The following is a 21,741-nucleotide window of genomic DNA, read 5'->3' as shown; positions in this document are numbered from 1 at the left end:
ACGACTAGATTAAATCACTCCAAACTTTATCAAGCCGCTTAACCGATATGGGGAACGGCGTTTTAAGCTCTTGCGCAAATAAAGACACCCGCAGCTCTTCTATCAACCAACGAAAATCAGCCAACGCGGGTGAAATATCGCCTAACTTGCTTTGCTTTTCCATCTCCGCTTGCCATCTATCCCAATAAACACCAATACTGGCCGCATGTTTACCATCTCTATCGGGGTTACTCGGTTGCTTTTCAATGCGCAAACGTAAGGCTTTTAGATAACGTGGCAGATGTTGCAATTGATCCCACGGCGTTTGGCTAAAGCAACCTTTATAAAGCAAACTTTGCATTTGCGTTTCGACATCTTTTGTTAGGCGATTGGCTTTAGCTGGCATTTTGGATTGCGCATCAGCTAGTGCAAAATACTCTGTGCCAATCTGAGTAATGATACGGAAAAGCGCATCTTTCACCGCTGGCAAGCGTGTTTTAGCACGTTGTTTCAGTGCCATAAAGGCATCGTTGGTGCGCGGCAAATCATCTTCACCCACAAAAGCACGGTCGGCTAATGTGGTGACCAAATCCTCTTTTAAATCATCTGGCGTAATCACATTCCGCAGTTGTAACGCGTATTGATTAAAATTGGGCAACGCTTTTTGCAACTGCTTCATTTGCTCTTTTAACTCAAACCGCATTAATCGACAAACGCCTGCGCGATGCGCATTGTAAGCCGCTTGTTCGGTATCAAATAGTTTAATAGCCACACTATCAATTTGATCTTCTAGTGCAGGATAACCAGTGAGCTGATGACCTTCTTTGCTAAAGGTTAACGTGGCTGGCAAATCGCCAAAATCCCATTGTAGAATGCCTGATTTTTCGATGTGATTGGCGGTGCTATTTCTAAACGTCAGTTGTGCGGCATTGCCCAATTGATTTTTTAAAGCATGCCAATCACGACTCATGCCTAGCTCGCGCTGCTTTTCATCAATCACACTAAAATTCATGAAAAAATGCACTGGCAATTTATCAATCATGAAGTCGTCAACACCCAGTTTTAAGCTGGTTTGTTGCTGAATATAATTGACCAATGCAATCAAAATAGGCTGCGTGCCTACTTTGGCTTGGCTTAAAAAGGCTGTCACAAAATCTGGAACAGGCACACAAACGCGACGGAATGTCTTTGGCAAAATCTTGATTAACGCTGTCACTTTTTCGCGTAACATCCCTGGCACCAGCCATTCGGCACGTGTTGCATCTAGTTGATTCAGTAAAGCCAAAGGAATGGTCGCGGTAACGCCATCTAACACATGACCCGGTTCAAAACGGTATTTTAAATGAATCCTAACACCATCCATTTCGATGGTTTCTGGAAACTGGGTTTCGGTCACACTTTCTGCTTCGTGACGCATTAAATCATCTTTAGTCAGAAATAATAGTCTAGGATTTTGCTTTTCTGCCTCTTTGCGCCAGGCCTCAAATCCGATGCCATTCACAATTTCTTGCGGCACAATCTTATCGTAGAACGCAAATAAAGCATGCTCATCAACCAACACATCTTGACGTCTAGCTTTATGTTCTAATTCTTCAATTTCGGCGATAATGCGCTTATTTTCGGTTAAAAATGGCGCTTTTATCTCCAACTCCATATTAGCCAATGCCTCACGAATAAAGATTTCATGTGAAACTTCGACATTAATCGGCCCATAGTGCACACGGCGTTTTGGCACAACCGTTAAGCCATACAAACTCACCCGTTCCCATGCGGTGACTTGCGCTAGCTTTTTATCCCAACGGGGGTCGGTATAAGTACTATTGGTTAAATGACGCGCGAGCGGCTCTATCCAATCGGGTTCAATTTTTGCGACACAACGCGCATACAGTTTTGAGGTATCTACCAGCTCAGCTGCCATGACCCATTTTGGTCGCGATTTTTTTAAGCATGAGCCAGGCGCGACATAAAAACGAATGCTACGCGCACCTGAATAAGCGTCATTATCGCCATCTTTAAAGCCGATATTGCCTAATAAACCCGCTAATAACGCCTTATGGATTTGCTCGTAATTGGCTGCTTTTGTATTGAGCTTAAACTCCATTTCTTCTGCAATTTCTTTTAATTGAAGATAGAGCTCGCGCCATTCTTTTAAGCGCAGAAATGACAGGAAGTTTGCATGACACTGATTCAATAAATCTTTGTTAGATTGTTTGTTTTTAAACGCATGCTCATACCAATCCCAAATTTTAAGAAAGCTGATAAAATCAGAACCTTCACCATCAAATTTGGCATGGGCATTGGCTGCCGCTTCACGTTTATCCATTGGACGTTCGCGCGGATCTTGCATACTCAGCACACTGGCAATAATCAACACTTCTTGCAAGCACGCTTCTTTTTTCGCAGCCAAAATCATACGGCCAATGCGCGGATCGAGTGGTAGCCTAGCCAATTGCAAACCAATATCGGTGATTTGCCGCTTGGCATCCACCGCGCCTAACTCTTGCAATTGCAGATAGCCGTCGGAAATTAATCGAGAGCTGGGGGCTTCAATAAATGGAAACTGCTCAACATCACCTAATCGCAATGCACCCATGCGCAAAATGACGCTAGCGAGTGAACTGCGGATAATTTCAGGGTCAGTAAACGCTGGTCGATTGTTAAAATCTTCTTCAGCATACAGCCGTACACAAATACCATTCGACACACGTCCACAACGCCCCGCTCTTTGCTTGGCGGCGGCTTGTGAAATTTTTTCGATTTGCAATTGCTCCACTTTGGCACGTGCACTATAACGATTAATGCGCGCCAAACCAGCGTCAATCACGTATTTAATACCGGGCACAGTCAGTGATGTTTCGGCAACGTTGGTTGCCAACACAATACGGCGTTGCCCATGTGGTTTAAAGATTTTTTGCTGATCAGCAATGCTTAATCTGGCAAATAATGGCAACACTTCGATATGTTTTAACTTAGGTGAGCGACCTTGGTATTTGCGCAAATGGTCGGCGGTATCACGTATTTCACGCTCGCCTGGTAAAAACACCAAAATATCGCCATCGCCTTGGCGTAATAAATCATCTGCCGCATCTAAAATCGCCTCTTCGATGGCTTCTTCTTCATCATCTTCAGCTAACCAGCGTGCTTCAGTTTTTCCTTTGCGCTGTATGCCATGCACGTTGGTCGTAGCTGTGTCGTCATCATCAAAATCATCATCTTGCACAACTTCGTGCGAGATAAATCCAGCTTTACCCAATGGTCGATAACGCACTTCAACTGGATAAGTTCTGCCACTGACTTCAATAATGGGCGCATTCACCAGCTCTCCAGCTACATTTTTTGCAGCAAAGTGTTTGCCAAACCGTTCCGCATCAATGGTTGCTGATGTCACAATCACTTTTAAATCGGGTCGTTTTGGTAATAGCTGTTTGAGATATCCCAGCAAAAAATCAATATTCAAACTACGCTCGTGCGCTTCATCAATAATGATGGTGTCATAAGCATTTAAAAATCGGTCACCTTGCGTTTCTGCTAGCAAAATACCATCGGTCATCAGCTTGATATAGCTGGCTTCAGATGACTTTTCATTAAAGCGCACTTTATAACCAACAATCTCGCCCAACGCAGAATCTAGCTCTTGTGCGATGCGCGTTGCAACGGAACGTGCGGCAATACGGCGTGGCTGCGTATGGCCAATTAAACCCGCAACGCCGCGACCGAGTTCTAGACAGATTTTAGGCAATTGCGTGGTTTTACCTGAGCCTGTCTCGCCACACACAATCACCACTTGATTTTCTGTAATCGCTTTAGCAATTTCATCGCGTCTGGATGAAACAGGTAACTCTAACGGATATTCTGGTTTAGGTAATTTTGCTAGCCGTTGCGTATAACGTTGTGATGAACTTTGCACTTTGCGCACAATATCAGCTAGTGATTGTTCAACTGGCTTATGGAGTTTAATGAGGTCTTTGGCTTGCCGTAACCGTCTTTGTAGCTGAAAGCGATCAGCCAACATACAATTTGATAATTGCTGTTCTAAATTGCTAATGAGTTTTTGCGCGTCTTGCATAAGCGCGTGATTTTACCACGCTACAGCGCAAGCGCCTGCGCAGGCTATTCTTTTCTGACTCGCAAAAAACGGGCAAACCTTGGTTTACCTGCTTTTGTTTTATGCTGATACATAAAAGTGACCGTGCTACCAATTGCGGGTGGATATTCACGTTGTGCATCGGTAAAGCCTGTGCCTAATTTAAACTGAGTACCGTCTGGCAATTCAACTAACAAAGCGCCCATTTTGCCGGCATATTTACCTTTGCCTGGCAAGTGTGCTATGACCACCGCCTCCGCATCGAGTGACGGTTTTAGCTTTAACAACACATCGCTGCGCCCCGTTGCATATAGCGCATTGGCGCGATGGAGCATTAAGCCCTCGCCGCCCGCTTTTACGATGGCTGCCAATGTTTGTTTTAAGTGTTTTTTATCGCGCACTTTAAATTGTTTAACTGGCTTTAAGTGCTTAACATTCGCATGTTGTATCATTCGGCTAAGCGTTTGATAACGTGTGGAAAAATCACCATTACCATTGGGTAGCTCAAAAATTAAATAGGAGACTTGATGCCAATCGTTATCAATTGGTGTTTGCTTTCTAACGATGCCAGATACGATATCAAACGCGCCACGTTTAATCCATAATTCGCCATCTAAGCGCGCCTTGGGAAAGTGAGCGGTAAACCAAACAGGCGTAGCAATCAGATTACCTTGCCTAGTCATCAGCTGTTTGCCATCCCAAATTGCGCGAACGCCATCAAATTTTTCACTAATGAGATACTGCGTCACATCAATATCGTCGTTATAGATGTCTGCCAACAATACAGCGGGATTACTATCGGTAGCATAGCCATATTGTGGAATAACAAAGGTCAGTATTATGACAAAAGCAGGAACCAGCTTCTTGATGCAGTTATGCAATAGGTTTTTCATTTTTATTCTTTTTATTGATTGAGATGAGTACTTATTTTACGCCATTCACCTACTTTAAAGCGACGCACCTACTAATCGCCATCACTAGCGGGTTATTGCTAAAAAACCTCAGCATGAAAACGTTGTTGCAGCTCTGTCAAATTCAACTCTTGCAAAATCTGATTGAGTCGTTCACGGGCATTTTTACGTTTCTGCCCTGTATATTTAGCAATAATCAGCTCATTTTTCATTGAGTGTTCCCAGCCAACCAACTCCGTCACAGTCACGTTATAACCTGCTGATTCTAATTGCAAACAACGCAATACATTGGTGATGTGGCTACCAAATTCACGGGTGTGAATCGGGTGACGCCAGATTTCAGCCAGCGCTGTTTGACTCAAACTTTGCGCTTTGTTTTTACGCATCTCCTCTGCCACCTCCGCTTGGCAACAAGGTACCAACACCATATATTGCGCCTGCTTTTTCAACCCAAATTGAATCGCATCATCAGTCGCGGTATTACAAGCATGTAAGGCGGTGACAATATCGACTTTATCTGGAATATTGGCGCAACCCACTGATTCAGCCACACTTAAATGCTCAAATTGCATTCGATCAAAACCGCAACTGTGCGCCAACTCTGTTGATTTTTGCACTAATTCCGCGCGTGTTTCTATACCAATCACTTGGCCTTGTGATAATTGCTTAAGTAGCAAATCATACAAAATAAAGCCTAGATAGGATTTACCTGCGCCATGATCCACCAATGTCGGATTTTCTTGTTTAGTGAGGACGTCCTTCAGCAAAGGCGCAATAAAGTTAACCAAGTGATAAACCTGCTTTAACTTACGGCGACTATCTTGATTGAGTTTGCCATCACGCGTGAGAATATGGAGCGCCTTCAGCAAAGGCACGGATTGATTGGGTTGTATTTCTGGCGGCAAAGACATAACCGCTATTTTAATATGTCAGCTAGTCAAACATAACAATTAATTACCTCTCACTGCAATACAAGGCGCATATCATATGATAAAGGCAGGACCAATTGCCCTACAAAAGCATAATTAACGCTGAATTATCCTGCTTGTTTGTGCGATGGCTAAAATGTTGACTGTTATATGATTGCTATCAATATCAAAAGCCAAGATACAATTGAATGGTGCAATCAAACATTACATTTGCTAATCTACACACAACACAAAGTGGTTTAACTTTGGTTGAGATGATGATTGTGGTTGCCATTATTGGTGTATTGACTGCAATTGCCACTCCTGCATATGAAGAATACACCGAAAAAGCACGCGTAGCAGGCGCTGTTACCGACATCATCGCCATCTCAACTAAGATAGAAGCATATTGGAATGATGCAAGAAAATACCCAGATAGTCTGGCCGATGTGGGTGCGGCTGATATGTTAGACCCGTGGGATAACCCGTATCAATACCTCAACTTATTCAACAAAAAAGGCAAAGGCGGCAATCGCAAAGATAGAAAGCTAAACCCTTTAAATTCTGACTTTGATTTATATAGCATGGGTAAAGATGGTGAGTCGCAAACACAAATTACAAATAAAACGAGTTTGGATGATGTCATTCGCGCTAATGATGGTAAATTTATTGATTTAGCTAAAAACTATTAAATGCGCATATCAGGCACATTTTTAAAAAGCAAAGTAAGTCAACGTATTGCATTGCTACTGTTCATTGCCGCAGTGATTCCAGCAATGCTGATGACATTGCTATCCAATCAAAAACTCAACCAACTGATTATCAACTATGAACACCAAGCGTTGTCAGAAAAAAGTCGTACTTACGCTTTATCCGCTTTTTCTAATTTAATCTTTGCCCGCAATCGATTCGAAGATGAAATCAACGCAGGCAACAAGTTGTACGAGGCAAATACTTTGTCGCTCAACTTTGGGCAAAAGAATGTTGCTATGTTTGACGCAATCACAGAGATTTTGCCAGATGGCAGCATACTGAGTAGTCAGCAGATTGATATTCCCGCATCATTTTTACAACGATTAAATACGATCAAACCAAATGTTATTCATTTAACAACATGGCCAAACAAGCCATCAACGGCTAACTATTCTGTTAATCTTGTATTACGACAAGTTGATCGCAACATTGCTACTGTCTATATTGCCACGATAAACCCGCGCTACATGTGAGGAGAGAGTACAGACTATCCTTCAAACTTGCGCATCTGTGCTTATCAGTTTAACAACACAGTAAAAACCAAATTATTTTGCTCTAGCGATCATCCGCAGCAAACCCAACCAAGCCCAATTAATCAGGGGGTCTGGACACTTTTTCTAGCAGGAGAGTTTCACAACAACCCTTGGCTGTTTGAAACAACGAGGCTAGATCCAATCACACCAACCGATCTCAAAGATTTAGTCGGTAGCAAGGCTTATATTAGCATTGCAGTACTCAGTTTGTTGGTGATTGGCCTATTGAGTTTGATTCAAATTAGAAAAACCATGGTGCCACTTGAACAATTAATCAAGGGGACTAAACAAATTGCTGAAGGGGATTTTGTCACCGTAAAAGTGGATGGAGATTCAGAATTTTCTGCGCTTGCTGCTGCTTTTAATACCATGTCTACACATATCAAAAAGCAATTGAATACACTGCAGTCATTTTCTAAAATTGATAGAGAAATTATCTCTAAAATTGATATTGAGCAGATTACTGAACTCGTTATCAATAGGATGCAAACATTAAAACCTGACGCTATCATCCTCATTGCAAATGTAGAGAATCAATCAGTCAATCAGCTGCAATGTAACTGCACTGTGGCAAAGAATCGTATATTCAATACCTTACGCTTGTCTCTCACACCAGGTGAGGTAAACGATATTAGCCTTCATCAGCAAGGTCAAATCACAAGAAGTAGCCACACGAGTTCGCTTGCCCACTCAAGACTATTGGCTGAAATGGGAGCCGATCATCTGTGGGTTTATCCTGTTTTTTGGCAAGGTAGCATATGTGCATTTGTGGCTATTGGTAGTCAAACTTGGTTAACAGAAGATGATCCGAATTGGTCTGAGTTTCGCGATTTAGCTAGCCGTGTTGGCATTGCGATTGCAACGCACGAGCGTGAGCAAAAACTATTATTAGAAGCGCAGTATGATGGACTGACAGGGTTACCTAATCGCATTTTATTGCAAGATCGATTAAAACTGGCAATGGAGCATAGCGCTTACACAGGCAAAGCCATGTGGGTTGTATTCATTGACCTAGATCGCTTTAAAGTGGTTAACGATAGTATGGGCCATAGCGTGGGCGATGAGTTACTCAAAGAAATTGGTCGTCGTTTAATGGAAGAAACCAGAGATAGTGATACCGTGGCCCGTTTTGGTGGTGATGAGTTTGTCATTGTGCTATCAGGAGATGCAGGTGAAAACATTCAATTAAGTGTGCTCAATCTGATTATGCAGACAGTAGCTGAGCCCGCCTATATTCATCACCATGAACTGATTAGCAGTTGCAGTATTGGGATTGCTGTATATCCGAGTGATGGCAACAATGCAGAAACACTCATCAAAAATGCCGACATCGCTATGTATCGTGCTAAAGAGCTAGGCAGAAACAACTATCAATTCTTCACGCAAGATTTGAACGATAAAGCGGCGGAGCGGATGCAAATGATTTCTTTGTTGCGCAAAGCCATAGAACATGATGAATTTACATTGCATTATCAACCTAAAGTTGACCTGCATACACATCAGATTGTTGGTTTAGAAGCCTTGCTCCGTTGGCAAAACACAGCGTTAGGCAACGTGACGCCAGACAAATTTATCCCTGTTGCTGAAGAAGCTGGCTTAATTATTCCCATTGGTGAATGGGTGTTGCAAACCGCTTGTAAACAAATGATGTCATGGCAACAAATTGGCATTAAACCCTTACTGATGTCGGTCAATGTTTCTGCTCGACAATTTCAAGAAGAAACCTTTGTTGAGAAAACAACAAATATCCTTTCCGAAACAGGATTAGCGGCTAAATATTTAGAGCTAGAGCTAACAGAAAATATTTTAATGGATGGTTTAGACGCAACAATCAATACATTAAACACAATAAAATCACTCGGCATCACACTCTCTATTGATGATTTTGGCACTGGCTACTCTAATCTTTCATATTTAAACAAGCTGCCTATTGATATTTTAAAAATTGATAAAGCCTTCATTGATGCGGTAACCTCCACCAAACAAAAAGCACCGATTGTGGATACTATTATTCAATTTGCGCAAAACCTAAACCTCAAAGTAGTCGCTGAAGGCGTAGAAACGGCAGCGCAAGTGCGTTATCTTAAAAAACAACAGTGTGACCAAATACAAGGTTACTTCTTCAGCAAGCCATTGCCAGCAAAGGCGGCAACCACATTATTAACCTCTGGCAAACAACTATCTCTTGTCAGTTCACGGGCGCAAAACAAGCCTAGCAAGCCGCAATAAATCGGTAAGCAAGCCAAGCTAATGATAAAATACGCAATCTGATTGTATGCATCAAGGTTAGTCGCAGCTCACAATAAAAGCAGCTGACCCAATGCAAACAATATTTATGTGTATTACAACGGAGTAAGCATGGCAATTCAGTGGTATCCGGGTCACATGACCTCTGCGCGCAAAAAAGCGGCAGAAACCATGGAGTTTATCGATGTAGTCATTGAAGTGCTTGATGCGCGTTTGCCGGCTGCTAGCCATAATCCAATGATTGATGAGATGCGCTTGTTTCGTCAACGTCCGAATTTAAAGATACTCAACAAAGCCGACTTAGCCGACCCACAAGCAACACAAGCTTGGCTCAATCATTTTAATGCGCAACCCAACACCAAAGCGGTTGCCCTTTCGTGCAAAAAGCCAGGCGATGCAAAGAAGATTCCGGGTCTTTGTAAAGCATTAGCGCCACATCGCGGCACGCATATTAAACCGCTGCGTATGATGATTATGGGCATTCCTAACGTTGGAAAATCCACCTTAATGAATGCGCTGCTTAATCGCAGAGTAGCAAAAGTAGGCGATGAACCTGCCGTGACCAAGAGTCAACAGCGATTTGACTTAGATGCCACCATGAATATTACCGACACACCAGGCATGATGTGGCCAAAGATAGCACACGATAGTGATGGTTTTATGCTAGCCGCAAGCCATGCCATTGGACGCAATGCAGTCATTGATGAAGATGTGGCTGTATTTTTAGGCAATAACTTACTCGCCAGCTATCCTGACTTATTAAACGCACGTTATAAGCTAGACGCAATGAAACTGAATGTGCAAGCAATGGACGGCGTTGATTTACTCGAAGCAATTGCCAAGCGCCGCGCTTATAAACGCCGCGATGGTGTGTGGGATTTAGAAAGAACAGCCATGGTTTTTTTAACCGATTATCGCCACGGTAGCATTGGCCGTATCAGTTTAGAAACGCCCTCCAGCAGGCAAGCTTTGATGGAAAACGCAGCTCCCCAAACAGAAAGCGTATCAGAAGCACTGTCAGAACCAAGCAGCGATTCAGAAATATAATTCATGTTAAACACTCTCAATGCGCCACAGCGTGAAGCGGTGAAATATGTCGATGGCCCTTTGCTCGTATTAGCAGGTGCGGGGAGTGGTAAAACGCGTGTCATTACGCAAAAAATTGCCCATTTAATTGATGAAGTTGGCTATGCGCCAAAAGAAATTGCAGCGATTACGTTTACCAATAAAGCCGCACTTGAAATGCAAGAACGCGTAGCAAAGTTGATGGTGGGCAAAAAAACCAAAGGCTTAACTATCGCCACATTTCATTCACTGGGTTTACAAATTCTGCGCAAAGAGGCCAGTTTGCTCGGCTATAAGCCGCAATTCTCAATTTTAGACGCATCGGATAGTTTTAAAATTCTGTCCGATATTCTTGCTACGACCGATAAGCAATTACTACGCAAAACCCAATGGCAAATTTCTGGCTGGAAAAATGCATTGATTAGCCCAGACCAAGCCAAAGCAACAGCGGATGAAGACCTAACGCACGCCGCTGCAAAAGTATATCAACTGTATCAACAATCGTTAAAAGCCTATCAAGCGGTTGATTTTGATGACTTAATTAAATTGCCTGTTGAGCTATTTGAACATAATGCCGAGACCTTGCAGCAATGGCAAATGAAGCTGAAATATTTGTTAATTGACGAATATCAAGATACCAATGCCTGCCAATATAAACTGGTTAAATTACTCACTGGTTTCTCGAAACAGTTTACCGCTGTGGGCGATGATGACCAGGCCATTTATGGTTGGCGCGGTGCAGATGTTGAAAACCTCAATCAATTAACCAAAGATTTTAGTAATCTAAAAGTCATTAAACTAGAGCAAAATTATCGCTCTACCGTACGTATTTTAAGGGCCGCCAATCAAGTGATTGCTAATAATCCCAAGCTATTTGAAAAGAAATTATGGAGCGATTTAGGTACAGGTGATTTGCTGCAAGTGAGTGCGGCGCGTGATGAAAATCATGAGGCTGAAAACGTGGTTACCAAGTTGATGGCGCACAAGTTCGAAAATAGAACACACTATAAAGACTATGCCATTTTGTATCGAGGCAATCATCAATCGCGTATTTTGGAACAGCAATTACGCAATAATAAAATCCCTTACACTATTTCTGGCGGTCAGTCGTTTTTTGATAAAGCAGAGATTAAGGATATTGTCAGCTATTTACGTTTAATTGCGAATGAAGATGATGATCCTGCATTTATCCGTGCAGCAACCACGCCAAAAAAAGGAATTGGTAGCACAACATTAGAACGATTAGGAGAATATGCAAGTGAACATCATTTATCTTTATTTGCGGCTGCGTTTGAAGGTGGATTTCAAAGCACCATTGGGCAAAAACAGTTAGATGATTTGCTTATTTTTACGCAATATATCAATCAATTACAAACACGTGCATTAAAAGATCCTGCCGAAGAAATTTTAAGCGACTTACTCAAAGCCATTCAATATGAGGCGTATTTATACGATCACGAAGAGCAGCGGGCCGCCGAAAATAGATGGAATAATGTGTTGGAATTTGTGGCTTGGCTGACCAATAAGAGCAAAGGCAGCACAGAATTTGGCAACGAATCTAACGATAAAACCTTGTTAGAACTGACGCAAATGGTCGCGCTAATTAGCATTTTAGAAGGCCGGGAAGAAGGCGAACCCGACGCAGTCAAGCTCAGTACTTTACATGCGGCAAAGGGCTTAGAGTTTGGCCATGTGTTTTTAATCGGTGTTGAAGAAGGCATTATGCCGCACCGAGAATCGATTGATAATGATAAGATAGAAGAAGAACGAAGATTGATGTATGTCGGCATTACCCGTGCCCAAAAATCACTGAATATCTCGTGGTGTAAAAAGCGCAAACGTGCCGGCGAAATGGAAATGTGTGAACCTAGCCGATTTATTGCAGAATTACCCAAAGACGATGTACGTCACTTTGGCAATCCCTTTAATGACCCTGAGATTAGCAAAAATTTTGGCAAAGAAAAAATGGCGAACATTCGCGCCATGTTAGCCAAAAATAAAACCAGCTCAATTTAAAAACCTTAATATAAAACAACATAAAGTTAAAATAAATCAATGCCTTACATCACTCTAGAACATGCCTCACTTGCTTTTGGTCATCACGCGCTATTAGATAAAGCTGCGTTTCAGCTTGATGCAGGAGAGCGTGTCGGCTTAATTGGTCGCAATGGCGCTGGCAAATCCAGCATGTTAAAAGCGCTGGCTGGTGAAATTAAATTGGACGATGGTAAAGTGTGGACAGCACAATCAGCACGCACCGTCTATGTCCCACAAGAACCTGAATTAAACCCAAGCCATACCATTTATGAAGCGGTTGCTGAAGGCTTAGGTGCCGTGCAAAAAACCTTAGTTGCTTATCATGATGTGACGCATAAAATGGGTGAACCCGATGCTGATTATGAAGCGCTAATGAAGGAAATGGAAACATTACAACATGATCTCGATACGCAAAATGCATGGGAGATGCAATCCAAAATAGAAACCGTTTTAACGCGATTAAGTTTAGATGCCGATGTCTTGATTTCTACCCTTTCTGGCGGCTGGCGCAAGCGCGTTGCCTTGGGTCGCGCGCTGGTTGCAGAGCCTGAGGTATTGCTACTAGATGAGCCGACCAACCACTTGGATTTGGAAGCCATTTTATGGTTAGAAGAGTTGCTATTAAGTTTTAAAGGTGCCGTTTTATTTATCACGCATGATAGACGATTTTTGAATCGTCTTGCTACGCGCATTACCGAGCTTGACCGTGGCAAACTCACCGATTTTGTTGGCACCTATCAAAACTATTTGGTTAAAAAAGAAGAGTTACTTGCCATTGAAGCAACCCACGCCGCTAAGTTTGACAAAGTATTAGCGCAAGAAGAAGCCTGGATACGCCAAGGCATTAAAGCGCGCCGCACCCGTAACGAGGGTCGCGTGCGTCAATTAGAACGATTACGCTTAGAGCGCGCCGCGCGCCGCGATCGTCAAGGCAATGTCAAACTGAATATTGATGCCGGTGAACGTTCAGGCAAATTGGTTGCCGAGTTGGAAAACGTCAAAAAATCGTATGGTGATAGAACACTCATTAATGATTTTAGCACGCGTATTTTACGCGGCGACCGCATTGGTTTATTAGGGCCTAACGGGATCGGTAAAAGTACGCTGCTGAAACTTATTTTGGGTGAGATTGAGCCAGATAGCGGGACGATAGAGCGCGGTACCAATTTAAATATTGCTTATTTTGATCAAATGCGCGAACAGCTTGATGAGGAGGCGACACTCGCTGATACCATTAGTCCAGGTTCCGATTTTGTGGAAATCGGCACTGAAAGAAAGCATGTTATAAGCTATTTAGAAGACTTTTTATTTCCGCCGCAGCGTTCACGTTCACCTGTTAAATCGCTGTCTGGTGGCGAACGAAATCGTCTGCTGTTAGCACGGTTATTTGCGCGTCCCACCAATGTATTGGTATTGGATGAACCAACCAACGATTTAGATATCGATACCTTAGAATTATTAGAAAGCTTGTTACAAGCGTATCAAGGCACTTTATTTTTGGTCAGCCATGACCGCGAGTTTTTAGAAAACACCGTTACGCAAGTGATTGCATTTGAAGGCAATGGCGTTTTAGATGAATTTGGCGGCGGTTATGATGATTGGCTACGGTTTAATCAACAAAAAATAACCAAACCTGCTGCACCCGATAAGTCAGTTAAAAGCAAAACTGTTTCGGCAAAACCAACACATCAGTCACAAGCGCTGAGTACCAAAGAAAAAAAAGAGTTAGAAACTTTACCGAACGCTATCGAACAACTAGAAAATCAACTATCCGCAATACACTTAACACTGACTGATGTCGATATTTACAAAAATGATCCTGAGCGAGTCAAGCAATTACAAGCCAATATACAAGTATTAGAAAGTGATATTGCATCCATGCTGGAGCGCTGGGATTATTTAGAAAAACGTGCCAATCAGTAAGCTGTATTTTTAGCTAAATAGAATAAGCATCTCCTGAGTTAATAAACGTAACCACCCCCCCTTCAATTTGGCGGCTACACGATGTCGCTTTGTCTCATCAATCCTGTTCAGTGTTCTCAAATCACAACATCCAATTAACGCAATATGCGTTAATTGGGCATAAAAATAAATCATTAAATTTTAAACTATTTTTTTAATGTCAAGTCTTTTAATTGTTTTTTGTATATTTTTAAGAAAAAATATTAATTTTTAGTCAAAAAAACAACATTTTCATTAAGGAAAGGACCCCCATGGGCCAGCTATTACGAACGTCGCAAGACATCAAAAACAACCAATTAATTAGCATTGTCATCCCCGTTTATAACGAATCTGAAGTCATTGAAATTTTCCACAACACCCTTTCTTCCGTTTTAAAAATCCAGCAATACCATTATGAAATCATTTACATTGATGACGGCAGTAGCGACAAGAGTTACTCCATCCTCAAAAGCATTAAAGCAAATAATCCCAATGTTGTTTTAATTAAATTGAGTAGAAATTTTGGCAAAGAATTAGCGGTGAGTGCTGGTTTGCAAAAAACCACAGGCGACGCAACGATAGTCATGGATTGCGACCTTCAAGATCCACCTCATCATATTCCACTCATGGTAGACGCGTGGTTATCGGGCGTTGATATTGTTAATATGCGGCGTATCGGGCGCGAGGGAGACTCCTTGCTAAAAAAACAAACAGCCAAGTATTTTTATAAATTCATGCGGTTAATTGGCGATGTTGAAATTGAAGAAAATGTGGGTGATTTTAGACTTTTGAGTAGAAAGGCGGTGAATGCAATTAACCGACTGCCTGAGCGAAATCGCTTTATGAAAGGCTTATTTGCATGGATTGGCTTTCAAAAAGTCACGATTGATTATGTGCGCATGCCTCGCCAAGCTGGTAAGACAAAATGGCCATATTGGAAGCTATGGAACTTTGCACTAGACGGCATTACCAACTTTTCAACAGCACCACTTAAAATATCGACTTATATTGGATTTTTATTTGCGGCCGGCTCATTTAGTGTGGCGCTGGTTTACCTTTTTAAAACTTTAATGTTTGGCGATGCTGTTAGAGGGTTCCCTACACTTTTTCTGACCATGTTATTTCTTGGCGGCATCCAATTAATGTCTATCGGCGTCATCGGAGAGTACATGAGTCGCCTGTTTAGCGAAATCAAAGGCAGACCCTTATTCTTAGTTGATGAGTGCTTAAGCAAAACCCATCAAGATGCTGAATCCATTAAACAGCTTGACAATCATTGCCCCAATCAATTTCAACACTATAACTAATATGAACAAACTTAAAATAGTGTTTTGGCTAGCCATGCTGAGCCAATTGATATTAATTGGTCTTTACCCATTAATGGATACAACCGAAGCCAGATATGCCGATATTGCAAGACGTATGTTGGCGCTCAATGATTGGATTACCCCTTGGTTTGATGATAATCAGCCTTTTTGGGGCAAACCACCGTTATCTTTTTGGGTGACCTTATTTGGGTTTAAATTGTTTGGCATTAATGAGTTTGGTGCGCGCTTCTTTTATTGGGTTGTCAGTCTACTGGTGTTGGCAGCAACCTATCTCACAGCAAAAAGCTATTCGAAACAGCTAGCCTTGTTCACTCTGCCCGTATTGCTTAGCTTTACGCTTTTTTATCTTTCATCAGTTGCGGTAATCACTGATATGGTGCTGGTGCTTGGCGGCGCTATCGTGCTCTATAGCCAGTATCAAGTGGTGCAACATCGCGGTAGCGTAGCCAACAATTCAGTCTATCTGGCTATTGGTTTGTCTATCGGCTTGCTCGCCAAAGGGCCGATAGCGCTCATTTTGTTTCTGACGCCACTTGTAGTTTGGATGGTTGCAACTAGGCAGTTAAGCGTTTTGTATAAACGCTATCATCTATTGTTGATTATTAGCGTAACACTCCTGTTAAGTTTGCCGTGGTATTGGTTAGCCGAACAAAAGACCCCTGGGTTTTTAAATTACTTTATATTAGGCGAGCATTGGCAGCGCTTTGTAGTGGCCGGCTGGCAAGGCGATTTGTATGGTTCGGCACATGATTTCCCACGGGGGACAATTTGGCTATTTTTAATCACTGCTACCATCCCTTGGTGCTTTATTATTCCCTATTTGCTTTATCAAAACGGAAAGAAAATGCTAGCAAGCGCTTTCGATTCCACATTGCCAGGGAAGAGTCTATTACTTGCTTGGGCGTTTACCCCTTTGGTATTTTTCACCCTTTCTGGCAATGTATTATGGACATATGTACTGCCAGGGCTACCTGCGTTAGCCATGATTTTCTCGCATATCCTCATGCAGTCTTTTAACCAGCGCTTCATCACAAACCTATTACAAATAGCCATGGCATGCGTGGTGGCAATAAAGCTTGTTTATCTCATTATATTAACTACGGGATCTACAGTTGAATTTAAAACGACCAAATATCTCATTCAGACATTTCAATCGATGAATGTTCCATTAGAAGATGTTTACTTTCTGAATCGGGTGCCATTTTCGGCTAAGTTCTACAGTCACGGGCGCGTTAACCTTATTAAAGATGTGGCACACATGCCAAAAAGAGACAACAAAGTACGCTACATTGTCATCAAAAAAGGTCACTTGCCGCAGCACCCATTATTCAATATCAAAAAACAGCCCATTCGAACATACGGTAAATATAACGTGTTCATCTTATGAGACTAATGCAAACCCTAAGCAGTATTTTTGTCAAATACTTCACTTTTATTGTCGTAGGCATCGCAGCATCGCTAACGCATTATGCGGTGGCGATGTTTAGTTACTACTGGTGGGACAATATTGCTGCGACAAACAGTAACTGGCTGGGATTTTTAGCCGCATTTCCAGTTAGTTACGTTGGACACCGTCTTTGGACATTTCAAGGAACTACCACTAAGCACCAGCAAGCAATCTTTAAATTTTTTATTGTGGCGCTATTCAGCTTTCTAGGGAATCAAAGTTTATTATGGTTAGGATTGCAAACGACACCGCTTCCATTTTGGTTGCTATTGGGAATCGTCATGCTGTTGATTGCTTTGATTACCTATGTGTTAAGCAAACATTGGGTTTTTGACCAATAAATAGTGGCCATTTTAACCAAAACTGCAACCATTGAAGCCACCATTGGACATGTGAATCAGTCACTTTTACAGAATACTGGCATACTATTCGCTAGTGATATTCCATTATATTCTGTAGTATCAAACCACTATGAAAATATCTGCTGAAGAATACGCTAATAATCAAGCTTATGATGAGTTATTTGATCATCAACTGTTACCACGCGATGTTGCCAAACCCTTATTAGATTACTTAGCCTCTATGGACGAGGCAGAGTTGGCGGCAAGAAAGCAAGCGGTTGATTCTGCCATTTTAGCAATGGGCGTTACTTTTACCATTTATTCTGACGCTGGCAATATCGATAGAGCTTGGCCATTTGACATTGTGCCAAGAATTATTGATAGCAAAGAATGGGATACAGTACAAAAAGGGCTTAAACAAAGACTCACTGCCCTTAATATGTTTATCAATGATTTATACAATGAGCAACGCATTGTTAAAGACGGCATTTTTCCAATTGAAGTCCTTAGTGGCTCAAAAAACTTCCGTCAACAATGTATAGGCATAACGCCCCGTTTTGGTGCATGGGCGCATATCTGTGGCACTGATTTGGTTAGAGATGCGGATGGTACCATGTATGTATTAGAAGACAATTTACGTGTGCCTTCTGGTGTTTCTTATATGTTAGAAAACCGCCAAATCATGAAGCGCGTGTTTCCTGAATTATTCCAGACTACCAACATTAAGCCAATCGACAACTACCCAACACTACTTTATAAAACACTGACAGCCTTATCACCACGAAAAATAAAATCACCAGTGATTGTAGTATTAACACCTGGTATATATAACTCGGCTTACTTTGAGCACAGTTATTTGGCCGAGCAAATGAGTGCTAATTTGGCAGAAGGCTCTGATTTGGTTGTGGACGATAAAGATATTGTTTATATGAAAACCATCACAGGCTTAGAACGTGTGGATGTGATTTACCGCCGTGTAGATGATGATTTTCTTGATCCTGAAGTGTTTAATCCAGAATCTGTGCTTGGGGTAAAAGGCCTCATGCGTGCCTGGCGTAAAGGTAATGTTGCTATTGCAAATGCGCCGGGTGCAGGCGTTGCAGATGACAAAATTGTTTATACGTTTGTGCCTCAAATCATTCAATATTATTTAGGCGAAGAGCCGATTATCAAGAATGTACCCAGTTATTTGTGCATGTATGAAGATCAACGTGAATATGTATTAAATAATTTAGACAAACTAGTTGTTAAACCAGCCAATGAATCAGGTGGCTATGGCATGTTGATTGGGCCACGCTCTACTAAAAAAGAGCGTGATGAATTTACTAAACTCATCACTGAAAATCCGCGTAATTACATGGCACAACCCACACTCAACATTTCAACAGGGCCTACGATTATTAATGGTCAACTTGCACCACGCCATCTAGATTTGCGACCATTCGTGCTGCAATCCGAACAATTACATGTCACGATGGGAGGGTTGACCCGTGTTGCTATGCGACAAGGTTCGCTAGTGGTTAACTCATCACAAGGTGGCGGCAGCAAAGATACTTGGATAGTTGAAGGAGGTCACTAGCCATGATGCTTGCCCGTGATGCTGAAAATCTCTATTGGATGGCACGCTATCTAGAACGTGCAGAAAACACCGCACGTCTGATTATTAAGATTACTGATACCCTATTAGACATGCCAACCGATGCTTCTATTGGCTGGAAAACACTGCTCGAAATTGTAGGCGTTGACCACCTCTATAACAAATATCACAAAACTGCTAAAGAAAATGACATTATTCATTTTTTAATTGCTGATGAACGCAATCCTAGCTCGATCTTTGCTTGCATTAAATATGCGCGTGAAAATACCCGCACCCTAAGAGAGCTATTGCCTGAAGAGCTTTGGGAGCGCGTGAACGGTCTTTATTTGTATATCTTAAGCAATATTGAAGATACCTCTAATAAAAGACGAAAAAAATATATTTTCTTGCAAGAGGTCATTTACCAACGACAAGCCATTATTGGCTTAATCTTTGGTGCTATGGAGCGCAACCTACCCTATCATTTCATGAAAATCGGTAGAAACTTAGAACGTGCAGATATGACGACCCGAATTATGGATGTCAACTATGCTATTTCTTTGCCAGAAGATCACCCGCTCTATGAGGTTGCAAAAGAAACCTTGTGGGCGAGTATTCTGAAATCGCTGTCAGCTTACCAAACCTATCGTCGCACAAAACATTTTCATATCAATATGCCAGATGTCGTTGATTTTTTATTCAACGAAAAACGCTTTCCGCGCAGCATATTGCATTGCATAGGCGAATTAGAAGCTTGTCTTATTGAGATGCCTAATAGCAAAGAAGTCATCAAAACAGTGAGACTGGCACAAAAATCGTTAGCCAAAAAAGATGAACAGTCGATGAGTGAAGAGAAATTGCATGAGCATATCGATTTATCACAACAATTTATTGGTGATATTAACGATGCGATAACCAAACAATACTTTGATATTCAGTAAGTTAATCGGCGTGTCATATTGTTTATCGATTAACACCCATGAAGGTTTGGTTTTGTGTGCAGCTTCATTTAGCGCCACCTATACAGATAAAGAGCGGCTCAGTTCAAATATGCAGCGATTTATCTGGCCAGGCAATCGAATGATTACAATATTAAGTTCGGGTAATCAGCTGACGATTGATGGTGTTTTAAAACAAATTCAACAAGATTTAAGGCAACATGCCACCCGCAATTTATTAACCGCCAATAGTCTTAACGAAGTATCAGATTACATCGCTAGCATCAGCGTTCAACAACAAAATGCACATATGCAAAGCGCAGATAAACACACATCAAGCGCTGCTAACTTTATTGTTGCTGGACAGATAGGTAATACACAAATGGAAACCTTACTGATTTATGCAGAAGGTAACTTTATACATGAGTCGCATGACTCGCCTTTTTTGCAAATAGGTGATATGAAATTTGGCAAACCTATTTTAGATCGTATTATTAAGCGAAATATAAGTTTAAACACTGCGGCACATGCCGCTTTGGTGTCTGTTGACTCTACCATACGCGGCAACCCTACAGTAACCATGCAAGCCGAATTACTGCTTTACAAGAATAATAGCTTAGCAACAAGCCACTACTTATTATTGAATGAAAATAGTCAATTTTTCAATCAAATGTCGAGCGCTTGGAGCAAAGGCGTTACTAGAGCGCTTGACAGCTTACCTCGTTTTTCTTGGGAAAATGAAAAGTCCAAACCAAACGATATTTAATTGATTAATTGTCTTTTAGATTGTATGGCTTATAGAATACAATTGAGCTTGGCTAAAAATAAATATAAAAATGTAACAATAATAGTGCTTAATTCTGCACTTCCGGGACTGCTTAACAATGACTTATTGCCTTGCCATTAACACTCATGAAGGACTTGTATTGTGCTCAGATTCGCGCACCAATGCTGGTTTTGACAATGTATCAACCTACAATAAAATGCATACATTTTCATGGCTTAACAATCGATTTATTACCATCATGTCCTCGGGTAATTTGGCAACTACGCAGCAGGTGTTAAAGAAATTACAAAATGATCTCGATAAAGCAGTGTTGCCAAATCTGTTAAGTGTTAGCAGCATGCATGAAGCAATCGATTACATCGCTAGCACCAGCACAAAAATACAAAACGTACATGTTGTGCGAGATGCGGGCAATACAAGCTTTCAGGCAACATTTATTGTGGCAGGCCAAATTGGATCTGATCACCCAGAAATTTCACTCATTTACCCGCAAGGTAACTTTATTAGTGAATCAGATGAACATCCTTATCTGCAAATTGGTGAAACAAAATATGGGAAACCAATATTAGACCGCATTATCAAACGTGATACATCGCTTAATCGCGCTGCACGTTGTGCATTGGTTTCTATGAACTCAACCATTCGTAGTAATCTGACGGTAGGCCCGCCAATTGACCTCATGCTTTACCAAGCAGGCAGCTTAACTGAGGGTAGAAAAATGCATTTAACTGAAGATGATGCATTTGCCAAAGAGCTTGCCGAAAAATGGAATAACGGCTTAGTAAATGCCTTAATGAGCTTACCTAAATTTGAATGGGAAGAAGAGCTAGTAAGCTCAGAAACCAGCCATCAGCATTTAAGTTAAT

16 protein-coding genes are annotated in these 21,741 nt (G+C 41.6%); 13 read left to right on the top strand and 3 right to left on the bottom strand.

Annotation, left to right across the window (positions count from 1 at the left end; genetic code table 11):
* Positions 1 to 4: 4 nt before the first annotated feature.
* The 3 genes from hrpA to KFB94_08905 all read right to left on the bottom strand — a co-directional run bounded on the left by hrpA (position 5) and on the right by KFB94_08905 (position 5,885).
* Positions 5 to 3,991: an ATP-dependent RNA helicase HrpA gene (hrpA, locus tag KFB94_08915; protein QVL46647.1), complete on the bottom strand. Its 3,987-nt coding sequence runs from the start codon at positions 3,989 to 3,991 to the stop codon at positions 5 to 7.
* Between the two features lie 98 nt (positions 3,992 to 4,089).
* Positions 4,090 to 4,956, bottom strand: coding sequence for a DNA ligase (locus tag KFB94_08910; protein QVL45344.1), 867 nt, complete (start codon positions 4,954 to 4,956; stop codon positions 4,090 to 4,092).
* A gap of 98 nt (positions 4,957 to 5,054) precedes the next feature.
* Positions 5,055 to 5,885 (bottom strand): SAM-dependent methyltransferase, encoded by an 831-nt coding sequence (locus tag KFB94_08905; GenBank protein QVL45343.1) that lies wholly within the window; start codon positions 5,883 to 5,885, stop codon positions 5,055 to 5,057.
* A gap of 206 nt (positions 5,886 to 6,091) precedes the next feature.
* On the opposite strand from KFB94_08905, the gene KFB94_08900 reads away from it, so the two are divergent.
* The 13 genes from KFB94_08900 to KFB94_08840 all read left to right on the top strand — a co-directional run bounded on the left by KFB94_08900 (position 6,092) and on the right by KFB94_08840 (position 21,740).
* Positions 6,092 to 6,574 carry a prepilin-type N-terminal cleavage/methylation domain-containing protein gene (locus KFB94_08900; protein ID QVL45342.1) on the top strand — a complete coding sequence of 161 codons (483 nt, stop codon included), beginning with the start codon at positions 6,092 to 6,094 and terminating at the stop codon, positions 6,572 to 6,574.
* Positions 6,575 to 7,108 (top strand): hypothetical protein, encoded by a 534-nt coding sequence (locus KFB94_08895; protein ID QVL45341.1) that lies wholly within the window; start codon positions 6,575 to 6,577, stop codon positions 7,106 to 7,108.
* Between the two features lie 27 nt (positions 7,109 to 7,135).
* The gene (locus tag KFB94_08890) at positions 7,136 to 9,397 is read left to right on the top strand and encodes an EAL domain-containing protein (protein QVL45340.1); all 2,262 of its coding nucleotides are present in this window, start codon (positions 7,136 to 7,138) and stop codon (positions 9,395 to 9,397) included.
* Positions 9,398 to 9,526: 129 nt separating this feature from the next.
* Entirely contained in the window at positions 9,527 to 10,462 is a 936-nt protein-coding gene (gene ylqF, locus KFB94_08885) for a ribosome biogenesis GTPase YlqF (protein ID QVL45339.1), read from the top strand.
* 3 nt (positions 10,463 to 10,465) lie between these two features.
* Positions 10,466 to 12,496, top strand: a complete 2,031-nt coding sequence (locus tag KFB94_08880) for a UvrD-helicase domain-containing protein (protein ID QVL45338.1) — start codon at positions 10,466 to 10,468, stop codon at positions 12,494 to 12,496.
* Positions 12,497 to 12,535: 39 nt separating this feature from the next.
* Entirely contained in the window at positions 12,536 to 14,440 is a 1,905-nt protein-coding gene (locus KFB94_08875; protein ID QVL45337.1) for an ATP-binding cassette domain-containing protein, read from the top strand.
* A gap of 290 nt (positions 14,441 to 14,730) precedes the next feature.
* Positions 14,731 to 15,765, top strand: a complete 1,035-nt coding sequence (locus tag KFB94_08870; protein ID QVL45336.1) for a glycosyltransferase family 2 protein — start codon at positions 14,731 to 14,733, stop codon at positions 15,763 to 15,765.
* A gap of 1 nt (position 15,766) precedes the next feature.
* The gene (locus tag KFB94_08865; protein ID QVL45335.1) at positions 15,767 to 17,173 is read left to right on the top strand and encodes a glycosyltransferase family 39 protein; all 1,407 of its coding nucleotides are present in this window, start codon (positions 15,767 to 15,769) and stop codon (positions 17,171 to 17,173) included.
* Positions 17,174 to 17,178: 5 nt separating this feature from the next.
* Positions 17,179 to 17,574: a GtrA family protein gene (locus KFB94_08860; GenBank protein ID QVL45334.1), complete on the top strand. Its 396-nt coding sequence runs from the start codon at positions 17,179 to 17,181 to the stop codon at positions 17,572 to 17,574.
* 136 nt (positions 17,575 to 17,710) lie between these two features.
* Positions 17,711 to 19,153: a circularly permuted type 2 ATP-grasp protein gene (locus tag KFB94_08855; protein ID QVL46646.1), complete on the top strand. Its 1,443-nt coding sequence runs from the start codon at positions 17,711 to 17,713 to the stop codon at positions 19,151 to 19,153.
* A 2-nt stretch (positions 19,154 to 19,155) separates the two neighbouring features.
* On the top strand, positions 19,156 to 20,091 hold the full coding sequence (locus KFB94_08850; GenBank protein ID QVL45333.1) for an alpha-E domain-containing protein: 936 nt from the start codon (positions 19,156 to 19,158) through the stop codon (positions 20,089 to 20,091).
* Between the two features lie 139 nt (positions 20,092 to 20,230).
* Positions 20,231 to 20,854: a peptidase gene (locus KFB94_08845; GenBank protein QVL45332.1), complete on the top strand. Its 624-nt coding sequence runs from the start codon at positions 20,231 to 20,233 to the stop codon at positions 20,852 to 20,854.
* A gap of 118 nt (positions 20,855 to 20,972) precedes the next feature.
* Positions 20,973 to 21,740: a peptidase gene (locus KFB94_08840; GenBank protein QVL45331.1), complete on the top strand. Its 768-nt coding sequence runs from the start codon at positions 20,973 to 20,975 to the stop codon at positions 21,738 to 21,740.
* The last annotated feature ends 1 nt before the right edge of the window (position 21,741 follow it).

The organism is Methylophilaceae bacterium (assembly GCA_018398995.1).
Lineage (GTDB): Bacteria > Pseudomonadota > Gammaproteobacteria > Burkholderiales > Methylophilaceae.
The sequence above is the reverse complement of the archived record's forward strand: the minus strand, read 5'-3'. Positions and strand labels throughout refer to the sequence as shown.